11 protein-coding genes are annotated in these 13,212 nt (G+C 48.7%); 6 read left to right on the top strand and 5 right to left on the bottom strand.

Going from position 1 to position 13,212, the window contains the following annotated elements; genetic code table 11:
• The 4 genes from rsmI to GWG06_RS04165 all read right to left on the bottom strand — a co-directional run bounded on the left by rsmI (position 1) and on the right by GWG06_RS04165 (position 3,404).
• Positions 1-669, bottom strand: a complete 669-nt coding sequence (gene rsmI / locus GWG06_RS04180) for a 16S rRNA (cytidine(1402)-2'-O)-methyltransferase (protein ID WP_127043487.1) — start codon at positions 667-669, stop codon at positions 1-3.
• A gap of 126 nt (positions 670-795) precedes the next feature.
• The gene (gene purS, locus GWG06_RS04175; RefSeq protein ID WP_127043486.1) at positions 796-1,041 is read right to left on the bottom strand and encodes a phosphoribosylformylglycinamidine synthase subunit PurS; all 246 of its coding nucleotides are present in this window, start codon (positions 1,039-1,041) and stop codon (positions 796-798) included.
• Positions 1,042-1,192: 151 nt separating this feature from the next.
• A complete protein-coding gene (locus tag GWG06_RS04170) occupies positions 1,193-1,951 on the bottom strand; it encodes a CDP-alcohol phosphatidyltransferase family protein (protein ID WP_127043485.1) in 759 nt (252 codons plus the stop codon).
• Between the two features lie 163 nt (positions 1,952-2,114).
• Positions 2,115-3,404, bottom strand: coding sequence for an aminopeptidase P N-terminal domain-containing protein (locus tag GWG06_RS04165; protein ID WP_127043484.1), 1,290 nt, complete (start codon positions 3,402-3,404; stop codon positions 2,115-2,117).
• Positions 3,405-3,803: 399 nt separating this feature from the next.
• On the opposite strand from GWG06_RS04165, the gene pckA reads away from it, so the two are divergent.
• The 4 genes from pckA (at position 3,804) to GWG06_RS04145 (ending at position 9,335) form a co-directional block, all read left to right on the top strand.
• Positions 3,804-5,408 carry a phosphoenolpyruvate carboxykinase (ATP) gene (gene pckA, locus GWG06_RS04160; protein WP_127043483.1) on the top strand — a complete coding sequence of 535 codons (1,605 nt, stop codon included), beginning with the start codon at positions 3,804-3,806 and terminating at the stop codon, positions 5,406-5,408.
• 300 nt (positions 5,409-5,708) lie between these two features.
• Complete coding sequence (gene folD / locus GWG06_RS04155; protein ID WP_338076683.1) at positions 5,709-6,623, top strand: bifunctional methylenetetrahydrofolate dehydrogenase/methenyltetrahydrofolate cyclohydrolase FolD; 915 nt, start codon at positions 5,709-5,711, stop codon at positions 6,621-6,623.
• A gap of 38 nt (positions 6,624-6,661) precedes the next feature.
• Positions 6,662-7,288, top strand: a complete 627-nt coding sequence (locus tag GWG06_RS04150; protein ID WP_160711525.1) for a 7-carboxy-7-deazaguanine synthase QueE — start codon at positions 6,662-6,664, stop codon at positions 7,286-7,288.
• Positions 7,289-7,448: 160 nt separating this feature from the next.
• Complete coding sequence (locus GWG06_RS04145) at positions 7,449-9,335, top strand: OmpA family protein (protein ID WP_160711523.1); 1,887 nt, start codon at positions 7,449-7,451, stop codon at positions 9,333-9,335.
• A gap of 155 nt (positions 9,336-9,490) precedes the next feature.
• Here GWG06_RS04145 and GWG06_RS04140 read toward each other — a convergent pair whose 3' ends face one another.
• A complete protein-coding gene (locus tag GWG06_RS04140) occupies positions 9,491-10,297 on the bottom strand; it encodes a 5'-nucleotidase, lipoprotein e(P4) family (protein WP_160711521.1) in 807 nt (268 codons plus the stop codon).
• Between the two features lie 91 nt (positions 10,298-10,388).
• On the opposite strand from GWG06_RS04140, the gene dprA reads away from it, so the two are divergent.
• Positions 10,389-11,507, top strand: a complete 1,119-nt coding sequence (dprA, locus tag GWG06_RS04135; RefSeq protein ID WP_160711519.1) for a DNA-processing protein DprA — start codon at positions 10,389-10,391, stop codon at positions 11,505-11,507.
• Positions 11,508-11,693: 186 nt separating this feature from the next.
• Positions 11,694-13,166 carry an IMP dehydrogenase gene (guaB, locus tag GWG06_RS04130; RefSeq protein WP_127043477.1) on the top strand — a complete coding sequence of 491 codons (1,473 nt, stop codon included), beginning with the start codon at positions 11,694-11,696 and terminating at the stop codon, positions 13,164-13,166.
• The last annotated feature ends 46 nt before the right edge of the window (positions 13,167-13,212 follow it).

Raw genomic sequence — 13,212 nt, 5'->3', positions numbered from 1 at the left:
TTATGCTGCGCCCTGTACGACTACTACAATTTCGCCTTTCACGCCCTTTTCCTTAAAGTAGTCATGTACTTCCTGCAGGGTGCCGCGCTTATTTTCCTCGAACATTTTGGTGAGTTCACGGCTCACACAGCATTGGCGGTCTGGTCCGAAATACTGGATCAGGTCCGCCAGTGTTCTTACCAGCCGCATCGGCGACTCGTAAAAAACGATGGTGCGTTCTTCCGTGCTTAACTGTGTAAACAGTGTATGGCGGCCTTTCTTCAGGGGGAGAAAGCCTTCAAAAGTGAAGCGGTTCATGGGTATGCCGCTGTTCACCAGCGCAGGAACAAATGCGGTGGCGCCAGGCAGGCATTCTACGGGCACGCCTGCACGAATGCACTCGCGTACCAGCAGAAATCCGGGGTCGGAAATACCGGGAGTACCGGCATCCGTGAGCATAGCCATAGTTTTGCCTGCCTGCAGCTGCTGCAGCAGGTGTTGCACAATCTTATGTTCGTTATGCTGATGGTAGGGGGTAACCGGTTTGTTGATCTGATAATGCTTCAGTAATACGCCGGAGGTACGGGTATCTTCTGCCAGCACCAGTTCCGCCTCTTCCAGCACTTTTACAGCCCGGTAGGTAATATCAGCAAGGTTGCCGATCGGAGACGGAATGAGATATAATTTCATAAGAATTATGAATTACGAATGATGAATCATGAGTTGAAGAGCGAAGATACGAGCGGAACTTAAACGATCATCCGCTAAAATCTTCGCTCTTCAACTCATCATTCATCATTCATAATTCCTGAATTATTATTGTATTTGTACTTCAAAATATTCCATTACCTGATTTGCCAGGAGCTTCTGGCAGGCATTTTCAGCAATCTGCTGCGCATCTTCTTTGCTGGCGGCTTCAATTTGCAGAGTAATGTGTTTTCCGATACGTACATCGTGAACCTGGCCCATGCCAAGGTTTTTGAGACCACCCATCACCGCTTTACCTTGCGGATCCAGTAATTCCTTCAGTGGCATCACATTGATATGTGCAGTAAAAGTCATTGTGCTAAAAATTTGCCGCAAACCTACGATAAAAATTACGAATTACGAATTGCGAATTACGAATGAGGAGCGAAGATATTAGCGGATAGTGATTACATTATCTGCTAATATCTTCGCTCCTCATTCGTAATTCGCAATTCGTAATTCGTAATCAGACTTTAGGCGGCACTACCAGCGACAGCACCACATAGCATATAAACACAAACGGCACCGTGGCGAAATTCAGTACAGGTATGCTTATCAGGGTGAGAACCACCAGTAGCAGCCTGGGCCAGTTATTCTTCAGGCTTTTATCTTTTATTTTCAGGCTGAGCATGGGAATTTCGGCCACCATGAGGTAGCAGAGGGCAGCTATGGTGCCATAGAGTACCCATACGTTCTGCAGCCATTGAGCCAGGTTATAGGGATTAAAGAGCAGGATCAGCGGGAAAGAGGCTACCAGCAAGCCTACAGCAGGAGTAGGCACCCCGATGAAGTTTTCGGATTGCCGGGTATCCAGGTTGAACTTAGCCAGGCGGTAAGCAGCAAAACAAGGCACCAGCAAGGCCGGAGCCAGGTTCACCATAGAAACGTCGAATACATCAGGTTGTCTGAAATAGGCGCTGCGCAAGAGTCTGTACAACATCATGCCCGGCACCACACCGAAGGTAACCACATCTGCCAGGGAATCCAGTTCCTTTCCCATAGGCGATTGTACCTTCAGTAACCTGGCAGTCATGCCGTCAAAGAAATCAAATATTGCCGCCAGCACCACCAGGGCGGAAGCCCAGTACACCGGTTCAGGACTGGTGATCGTATATTCATTACCGTTAAACTCCGCCCGGAACTCCGGAGCATGCAGCACGCAGATAATAGCCAACGCACCACAGAAAAGGTTACATAGGGTGATAATATTAGGAACTTGTTTCATTCACTTGATTTGAGGCCACAAATTAAACATAAATATGAATTATGAATTGCGAATTACGAATTGCGAATTACGAATGAGGAGCGAAGATGAAAGCGAAGAAGTAAATTCTTTATCCGCTTAAATCTTCGCTCCTCATTCGTAATTCGCAATTCGTAATTCGTAATTATTTCATCAGCCTTTCTATCTCATCAGCCGTAATCGGTATATTCTTCATCAGATCTACATTACCTTCGGCGGTGAGCCAGTAGTTGTTTTCAATGCGGATACCGATTTTTTCTTCTTCGATGTAGATGCCTGGTTCGATTGTCATAACAGCGCCTTCCGGAATAGGTTTATGGAAGGATGGACCCAGGTCATGCACGTCGATACCGAGGTGGTGAGAGATGCCGTGGTAGAGATATTTGCGGTATGCCGGTGTTTCCGGATCCTGGTTTTTGATGTCTTCTTCCGTGAGCAGACCCAGTTTCACGAATTCCTTGCCGGCCTCTACTCCTACCATTTCATGGTATTTGGCAATGGTAATACCCGGGCGGAGGATGGATTTGGCGTACATATGCAGGCGCAGACAGGCATCGTATACTTCGCGCTGGCGGGCAGAGAACTTACCGTTTACCGGTACCGTGCGGGTGAGGTCAGCATTATAGCCGCCGTATTCCGCGCCGAAGTCCATCAGTATCAGTTCACCATCGAGGCACTCCTGGTTATTGGACACATAGTGCAGGGTGCGTGCGCGGTCGCCGGAGGCTATGATAGAGCCGTAGGCTTCGCCGGCAGAGCGGTTGCGCAGGAACTCATGGATAATTTCCGCCTGTATTTCGTGTTCCCATACACCGGGTTTGATGAATGTCAGCACCCGACGGAAGGCTTTCTCTGTGATGTCCATAGCTACCTGCATAACGGCGATTTCTTCCGGTGTTTTCACCGCGCGCAGTTCTTTGAAGATAATGGCAGCGCGGAGATAGTTATGCAGCGGGTAACGCTCTTTCACTTCCTGGGCGTAGCGGTAGTCCTTTACGGGTACCAGGCTGGCCTTGCGGTTATTTTCATTGGAGTTGAGGTAGATGTTCTGTGCATCATTGATCCACTGCTGAAGCAGTGCATCGATGGAGTCGAGCCATACTACGGTATTCATGCCGGATATGGCGTAGGCTTCATCTTTACGCAGACGGTGGCCATCCCATTTTTCTTTCAGCTCGTTAGGACGCACCAGTACCAGTACTTCCCGGAATTTCGGATCCGGATTATCCGGATACAATACTACCATTGTATCTTCCTGGTCAATACCTGTAAGCCAGTACAGGTCTGAGTTCTGTTTAAATTTGTGCAACGCGTCGCCGTTCATCGGCAGTTCATCGTTGGAATTGATAATAGCAATAGAATTGGGCTGCATTTTAGCGACAAAACGCTGGCGATTCTTCACAAAAAGCTGTGAGTCCAGAGGCAGATTCTTCATATCTTCTTATTTTCAAAATGAGGCTTCAAACCTATGCAAAATTTCGGATTCGCGGCCGCGTTTATTTCGTCTTCGGGAAAATTCAGACTGATGGCAATGTCACTGCAGCAATAAAAGAGGTCACATTCTGCGCATATTGCGTCAAATTAGGTAAAACGCAATTTAAAGCGCCCGGTGCCGGCGGTTTTGCACTGATACTCCCTTGCGCATACTTAATGTTATATTCACACACTTATTCTTTGAAATTAATACAAGGAAATGCAGGCTTATTAAACAGATCGCAAAAATATGGCTTGGTACCATCGTGTTCTTCTAAATTTTCATGGTACAACATCGATAAAATTTGACGGTATCAAAAAATCGCTAGTTTTGCTTTTACACCAAAACAATCTTGCTTTTATGCAAATGAGTAGCGTAAGGAACCCTGTTGCTGACTTACGGGAACTGGGCATAGAGAATGTGTCGAATGTATATTACCAACTTTCTCCTGAGGAACTGGCAGAGCAGACTGTAGCCAGGAACCAGGGTGTTTTCTCAGACACAGGAGCACTCGCCGTTAATACCGGAACCTTTACCGGCCGTTCACCAAAAGACAAATTCATTGTAAAAGATGCGATCACCAGTGACACTGTTAACTGGAACGATTTTAACATCCCTATCTCTGAAGCTAATTTCGATCGCCTTTACAAAAAAATAACTGCCTATTTCACCGGCAAAGACGTTTGGGTGCGTGACTGTTATGCCTGTGCAGATGAAGACTACCGCGTAAATGTGAAAGTAGTGACTGAACTGCCATGGTCTAACCTGTTTGCCTATAATATGTTCCTCCGTCCTGCGGAAGATGAACTGGATTACATGCATACTGACTGGACCGTTATTCAGGCGCCCGGCTGCCTCGCAGATCCGGCTACTGATGGCACCCGTCAGCAGAACTTCTCTGTTGTCAACTTCACCAAAAAGGTCATCATTATTGGTGGCAGCGCCTATACCGGTGAAATTAAGAAAGGCATCTTCACCATTCTGAATTATGTATTACCGCATGATAAGCATGTGCTGAGCATGCACTGCTCTGCCAACCTGGGCAAAGACGGCGATACCGCTGTATTCTTTGGCCTGAGCGGCACCGGCAAAACCACGCTGAGCGCTGATCCTGCCCGTAAACTCATCGGAGATGACGAACATGGCTGGACATCCACCGGCGTCTTCAACTTTGAAGGCGGATGCTATGCAAAATGCATTGACCTGTCTGAAGAGAAGGAACCGCAGATTTTCCGCGCGGTACGTAAAGGTGCGCTGCTGGAGAATATCACCTTCTTCCCCGGTACCAAAACGGTTAATTATGCCGATGGCAGCATTACCGAAAACACCCGTGTATCCTATCCGCTGTCTTACATCGAAAATGCGCTGGAACCTTCTGTAGGAGGTATTCCCCGGAATATATTCTTCCTCACCTGCGATGCTTACGGTGTATTACCGCCAATCTCCAGATTATCTCCCGGCCAGGCGATGTACCAGTTCATTTCCGGTTATACTGCCAAAGTAGCGGGAACAGAGGCCGGCATCACTGAGCCTAAATCCACTTTCAGTGCCTGCTTCGGCGCGCCGTTCCTACCGCTGCACCCTGCGCAGTATGCGCAGATGCTGGGCGAAAGAATGCGCCAGTACCAGGTAAACGTATGGCTGATTAACACCGGCTGGACCGGCGGTGCTTACGGCACCGGTAACCGCATCAAACTGTCGTTCACCCGTGCCATGATTTCAGCGGCCCTGAAAGGCGAACTGGATAATGCTACCTTCCAGCCGCATCCGGTATTCGGTTTCGAAATGCCCACTGCCTGCCCCGGCGTTCCGGACAATATCCTGGACCCGCGCAATACCTGGGATGATAAAGCTGCCTACGACGAAAAAGCCAAAGACCTGGCCGGCCAGTTCGTACGCAATTTCGAAAAATATGCCGCTGCCGCAGATGCTGAAATACTCGCTGCCGCACCAAAAACTGCTTAAATACACTTGTGATCCGGGTACTGGCAGCTGCTCCTCAGGCAGCTGCCATACCAAGACTATATGCCTTCGTTGCCTTATAATTTCCACATTCCGGTATTCTGACAGGCGCAACGCCTGAGCAAAACAAGCATGTTTTATGATGTGCTTGTTTTGCTGAATACCGATGAGACATGAATTACGAATTACGAATGATGAATTGCGAATGAAGAGCGAAGATATAAGCGGACTTTACATTAAATTGTTCGCTTATGTCTTCGCTCTTCATTCGCAATTCATCATTCGTAATTCGTAATTACGCCAATGGCGTTTATTTCCTTACCTTTGCACATGCAAATTTTAGACGGTAAACTAGTTTCTGAGGCCATAAAGGCTCAATTAGCCGCTTCTGTGGCAGAATTAAAGGCTGCTGGCAAGAAAGTTCCTCACCTGGCGGCGATATTGGTAGGCAATAATCCTGCAAGCGAAACCTACGTAGCTTCCAAAGTGAAATCATGTGCAGAATGCGGATATAATTCCACCCTGCTTCGCTTTGATGCCCAGATTTCTGAAAAGCATCTGCTGGACCAGATCATTCTACTCAACGAGAATCCGGATGTAGACGGTATCCTGGTACAACTGCCGCTTCCCAAGCATATTAATGAAGAGCTGGTTATCAATACCATTGATCCCAGTAAAGATGTAGACGGTTTCCATCCCATGAATGTGGGTAAAATGGTGAGTGGTCTGCCTGCTTTCATTCCGGCTACTCCTTACGGCATCATGCTGCTGCTGGAGCATTATAACATTCCAACCAAAGGTAAACATGCCGTGGTGATAGGACGCAGCCATATTGTAGGCACGCCTGTGAGCATCCTGCTCAGCCGCAACACCAATCCCGGCAACTGCACCGTAACGCTTACACATTCGCATACACATAACCTGGCAGAAATCTGCCGCCAGGCGGATATCATCGTAGCCGCCATCGGCAGACCTGATTTCGTGACTGCCGACATGGTAAAAGAAGGCGCAGTAATAGTGGACGTAGGTATCAACCGTGTGGAAGATGCCAGCAAAAAGAGCGGTTTCCGTCTGAAAGGAGATGTCAAATTTGATGAAGTAGCACCTAAATGCAGCTATATCACTCCTGTGCCAGGTGGCGTAGGACCTATGACCATAGCCGCACTGCTTAAAAATACCTATCACGCAACGATTGGGCTGAAAGGAAGTATGAACTAAAAGCTCCGGTAAATTCCGGACCTTTGTGAGATAAAGTCATGTCTGTAACAACTACTAATATAATGACCAGCACCCTGCCGGTGATGGAGCGCTTCTACACTATACAGGGAGAAGGGCAGCATCAGGGCAGGGCTGCCTATTTCATCCGCCTGGGAGGTTGTGATGTAGGCTGCCATTGGTGTGATGTAAAAGAGAGCTGGGATGCCGATAAACACCCGCAGCTGACGATCGACAACATTGTACAGGAAGCCGCCTCCTACCCCGGCCGCCTGGCCGTCATTACCGGTGGTGAGCCGCTCATGCATCCGCTCGACGCACTGACCAGAGCGCTGCATAAACAAGGCTTCAGAACACATATCGAAACATCCGGCTCCTCCCCGCTCAGCGGCAGCTGGGACTGGATTACGCTGTCGCCCAAAAAATTCAAGGCCCCCCTGCCGGAAGTCTGCAAGGTAGCCAGCGAACTGAAAGTTGTCATCTACAACAAATCAGATTTCGCCTGGGCAGAAAAATATGCTGCCCTGGTTAACAAGCATTGCCGGTTATACCTCGCGCCCGAATGGAGCCGCAGCGCAGAAATGACTCCGCTCATCATTGACTATATCAAGAACAACCCGCAATGGACCCTCTCTTTGCAGGTACATAAGTATATTAATGTCCCCTAGGCATTTTATCATTTGAAATTTTGTTATTTGAGATTTTAAAGCTCATCAAGGTGCATACTGAAACAATAAGTACACCTTGATGAGCTATAAAATCTCAAATAACAAAATCTCAAATGATAAAATCTCAAATCCGTAAATTCGTGGATCAATAGATCCGTCAATGCTGAAAACTCTTCCCCTGTTATTGCTCCTTTTCTATGGCCTCACCCTGAAGGCGCAGGTTGTTACATATGAAACAGCCCCTAAAAAAGCCAAAGCCAGTTTTGATAAGGCGGTAGACGCCGTACGCATGTATAACACCAAGGAAGCCATCGGCTATCTGCAGGAAGCCCTGAAAACAGCGCCCGGCTTTACGGATGCCTACGGACAAATGGGCCTCTGCTATACAGAACTTAAAAATTACACACAGGCAGTGGCCGCCTTCCAGAAGCTCCAGCAACTGGATAGTAACGGCCTACGCCCGGTAACCATGGCTTACTCCAAAGCGCTGGCAGGAACCGGAAATTTCGTTGAGGCATTGAAGTTAGTAGACAAATACCTGGTTACCGCCCGTTCCAAAAATGCAACTGCCGAAAAACTGAGAGCCAACTACACCTTCGCCGTTAACAACAGCCAGCGCCAGGTACCCTTTCACCCGGTGAACCTCGGCGATCATATCAACAGCAGGGACCTGGAATATTTTCCATCCCTCACCATCGACAGCAGAACCCTCATCTATACCCGCCGTATCAACGGACGCAATGAAGATTTCTTCCTTTCGCGCCGCGATAGCAGCGGCTGGAGCCAGTCCGTGAATATGGGCGAACCGGTAAACAGCTCGTATAATGAAGGCGCACAGAACATATCGCAGGATGGTACCATGCTGATGTTCACCGGCTGCGAATTTCCCGATGGCAAAGGCAGCTGCGACATCTACTATTCTGAGCTGACACCCAACGGCTGGACAACCCCGCAAAATATAGGTGCGCCCGTTAATACCCGCGACTGGGAATCACAGCCCAGTCTTTCTGCAGATAAACAGACGCTGTATTTTGCCCGCGAAACCACCGACAACGCTACAGACATCTTCGTCAGCAAACGCCTCGCAAATGGCCGCTGGAGCGCGCCGGAGCGGTTAGGCCCCAACATCAACACCCCCGGCAGGGAAACAACTCCTTTTATCCATGCCGACGGGCAAACGCTGTATTTCTCTTCCAACGGGCATCCCGGCTATGGCGGACAGGATATTTTCTACTCCCGGCGGCAACCAGATGGCAGCTGGGGACCAGCCGTTAACCTGGGTTATCCGATCAATACCATCGATGAAGACGCATCTCTCATTGTTGATGCAAACGGCACCACCGGCTACTTCGCATCAGACAGGTCTGATACCCGCGGTGGCCTCGATATCTACAGCTTTGAGCTGTATCCGGAAGCCCGCCCGCTGCAGACATTATACGTAAAGGGATTTGTATACGACACGGTTACGCATACGCGCATTGCTGCCAATATCGACGTTATTGACCTGCAGGGAGGCTACCAGATCGCTGCCGTAAAAACCAATGACAACGGGGACTTCCTGGCTCCCCTGCCGGTAGGAAAAGATTATGCCTTCCACGTTAACAAGAAAGGTTATCTCTTCTACTCGGATAATTTCTCCCTGAAAGATCATAATCCCGGTGTTCCCTTTGAAAAAAACATTCCACTGCAGCCCCTCGCTGCCAATGCCAGCATCGTGCTACACAACATCTTTTTCAAAAGCAAACAGTTCAACCTGGAACCCGCTTCTGTTACAGAACTTGATAAACTCGTAAAACTCCTGCAGGAAAATCCGACGATCCGTATTGAAATCGCCGGCCACACCGATAACGTGGGCAGCGATAAAGACAACCTGCTGCTCTCCGACAACCGCGCCAAAGCCGTTGTAAAATACCTCGCAGAAAAAGGTATCCCCACCACCCGCATGACCGCCAAAGGTTATGGAGAAACCCAACCCATAGTTTCCAATGATACTGAAAGCGGCAGAGCCGAGAACAGGAGAACGGTGTTTAAAATAACGGGGTTATAATATAATTACGAATTGCGAATTACGAATTACGAATGTAGAAGCGAAGTTCAAAACGAAGATTAAAGGTGATATTTAATATTTATCCTCTCTAATCTTCGTTTTGAACTTCGCTTCTACATTCGTAATTCGCAATTCGTAATTCGTAATTGATAAAGCTAGTAGTTTTTCAACCTGCTCCTCATCACACTGTCTTTTGCCTGCGGGGTGAGTTTGTATTGAAAGTTGTACAGTGCACCTTCCCAGTCGCCGTACATGGGATTGGGCAGTACGATGTATCTGCTGCCGAAGCCGGGAGCGGATTGGAGGGTAGCGGCGTTTCTTTCGGCCATTGGTTTTTTATCGAAGATATCGGCGAAATCGCTGAGGTTATCACCACAGAGGAGGGCGATATCGTAGTGCTGTAACACTTGCCTGCGGCGGGGTTCTTTGCCGGAGGTGGTGGTTTTCAGCAGCAGGTGTTGTTCATCAGCATCCGGGAAGCCGTATTGCTGCAGGTTTTTCAGCGTAGCTGCTTTTTCTGTTTCCAGTCTGTTGGTGATGTAGAATATTTTTACGCCTTTGGATGCTGCGTATTTAAAAAAGTTCGGCGCACCGGGAACGGTGTCAGCAGCAGCTTTGGCGGTCCATGCTATCCAGCTTTGTTCATCGTAGCCCTTGCCGTTGAGTGCCTGATGAACAGAGTAGGGGCTGTTATCCAGTAGGGTTTCATCAATATCAGTGACGATGGCGAGGGGCTTGTCATGAGGCTGGGCCAGCAGCTGATCGAGGCGCCATGCGGCCAGCTGATATGCCTGCAGGCAGAGGGCTTTATATTCGCCGGATTGCTGCTGCCAGAGGGCTGCCCAGGCCGGACCGTAAGGAGTCAGTGAAGTATCTGAGGCAGCGGTGGTTGCCTGCCTGGTAGTTTTGCACGCGAACAAACCGAGTATCAGCACTCCTGCCCATAACCTTTTCATCATCATAAAAATATCTGTTGGTGTTTTACAAAAATAGTTCTCTCTGCAAAAATAATGATGCAGGAAAGTCGTAATTTAATTTGAAATTAAGTTTGTTATGCCCCAGGAATTAATGTACCAGATTGCATTAACCCGAATCCCGTTGATAGGCGATGTCATTATACGCAGGCTGCTGGAAACCTTTGGCAGTGCCGCTAATATCTTCAAGGCAAAGAAATATGAGCTGGAAAGAACAGCTACAATTGGTGCGGTAAGAGCTGCAGCCATCAGGGATTTCCGTGATTTTGCGCTGGTAGAAAAAGAGATAGCTTTTATAGAACGATATAAAATACAGGCGTTGTTCTGTACCGATCCTTTGTATCCGCAGCGGTTGCTTCAATGCTATGATGCGCCTTCCCTGCTGTATTACAAAGGACGTGCAGATCTCAATGCCGCGAGGATGGTGAGTATAGTAGGTACGCGGCATCCTTCTGCCTATGGCAGGAAGGTATGCGAGCAGCTGACGCAGGAGCTGGCCGCCGCCGATATTACGCTGGTGAGCGGGCTGGCTTATGGTATTGACATCCTGGCACATAAAACAGCACTGGCGCAGCAAATACCCACCATCGGGGTACTGGCACATGGGCTGGACCGTATCTATCCGCCGGCGCATAAGGAGGTGGCGGCCCGGATGCTGGAGCAGGGCGGCCTGCTGACGGATTACATGAGTTATACGCAGCCGGACCGGCAAAATTTCCCCCGCCGCAACCGGATAGTGGCGGGCCTCTGCGATGCCACCATCGTGGTGGAAAGCGGTCTGCAGGGAGGTTCGCTGATTACTGCCGACCTGGCCAACGGCTATAACCGTGATGTATTCTGTATTCCGGGGTCGGTATATGACCCGCATGCTGCCGGATGCCATCACCTGATAAAGAATAATAAAGCCATGCTGATTACCGGAGCAGCAGACATCCTGGAAACCATGGGCTGGTCGGAAACCGCTAAAATACCAGTATCCGGGCAGCAGGAATTGTTTTTACAATTAACCGACAATGAGCGGCAGATACTGGGAATGTTCCGGGAAAAGAGTGAAAGACGGCTGGAAGAATTATATATACAGAGCAGTTTATCCGGCAGTGAAGTGGCTGCCGCGGTGTTCAGCCTGGAGATGCAATTGCTGCTGAAAAGCCTGCCGGGACAACGTTACGGGCTGATAACAGCTGCAGACCGGCGATGAAATTCTTGCTTGTCATTCATCATATGACATTTACCTGGTTAACAGGCTCAGGCTATCTTTTAATCAACTGTAAGTAACATAATATTAACAATGGTAATCATGAGTCGGGGAGTGAATATTTTATTTATTGCCGAAATAGAACTACATTTGCGTGCAATTATTTTTTAACTGACAAATAGTTGCATCATGCCTGCGGGAAAATCTAAACCCAAATTTGTAGCTGACGGACTTACATTTGATGATGTGCTCCTGGTACCTGCCTACAGTGACGTTCTGCCTAAAGAAGTAAATATCTCTTCGCAATTAACAAAAAACATACGCCTGAACATACCGATGGTATCTGCAGCGATGGATACTGTTACAGAAGCCAATCTGGCTATTGCGTTGGCGAGAGAAGGCGGAATAGGTATTCTCCACAAAAACATGAGCATTGAAAGACAGGCCGAAATGGTGAGAAGGGTGAAACGTAGCGAAAGCGGTCTGATTATGGACCCCGTTACGCTGAAAGCCGACGCCACTATCGGACAGGCGCTGAAGCTCATGAAAGAAAACGGCATTGGCGGTATTCCCATTATAGACGACAACAATAAACTGGTTGGTATTCTGACTAACAGGGATCTGCGTTTCGAAAGAAACAAAAAGAGACTGGTAGCTGAAGTGATGACCAGCGAAAAGCTGATCACGGCGCCGGAAGGCACCGACCTGAAAAAGGCTGAAAAAATCCTTCAGCAATATAAAATTGAGAAATTACCGGTTGTTAATAAGCAGGGCAAGCTGGTAGGTCTGATCACTTACCGTGACATCCTGCAGCTGACCAGCTACCCGAACGCAGTAAAAGATGAGTTCGGCCGTTTGCTGGTAGGTGCGGCATTAGGTATTACCCCTGATGTACTGGACCGCGCACAGGCTCTCATCAACGTAGGCGTGGATGTAGTGTGCCTGGACAGCTCTCATGGTCATTCCATTGCGGTGCTCAACACCCTGAAGAAATTAAAGAAAGCATTCCCTAAACTGCAGGTGATTGCCGGTAACGTAGCCACCGCAGAAGGCGCACTGGCACTGGCACAAGCCGGCGCTGACGCAGTGAAGGTTGGTGTAGGCCCCGGTTCTATCTGTACTACCCGCATCGTAACAGGAGCAGGCTTCCCGCAGCTGTCTGCCGTACTGGAAGCAGCCGAAGCATTGAAAAAGCTGGGTATCCCGGTGATTGCTGACGGCGGTATCCGTTATACCGGCGATATGGTAAAAGCCCTCGCAGCAGGCGCCAGCACTATCATGGCAGGTTCCATCTTTGCAGGTGTGGAAGAAAGCCCCGGAGAAACAATCATCTACGAAGGCCGTAAGTTCAAATCCTACCGTGGTATGGGTTCTATCGAAGCGATGCAAGAAGGCAGCAAGGACCGCTACTTCCAGGATGAAGACGATATCAAGAAACTGGTACCGGAAGGTATCGTTGGCCGTGTACCATACAAAGGCAACCTGTCTGAAATCATCCAGCAGTTTGTAGGCGGCTTACGCGCCGGTATGGGCCTGACAGGCTCCAAGGATATCAAAACCTTACAGGCAGCACAGTTTGTAAAAATCACTGCCGCCACCGTAAAGGAAAACCATCCGCACGACGTAGTCATCACCAAGGAAGCACCTAACTACAGCAGATAGATTTCATTTAGTTATTTGATTATTTGAGATATTGAATAAAAAGAAG

Source organism: Chitinophaga solisilvae (assembly GCF_009928525.1).
Taxonomy (GTDB): domain Bacteria; phylum Bacteroidota; class Bacteroidia; order Chitinophagales; family Chitinophagaceae; genus Chitinophaga; species Chitinophaga solisilvae.
This window is presented reverse-complemented; position numbering and strand designations above follow the sequence as displayed.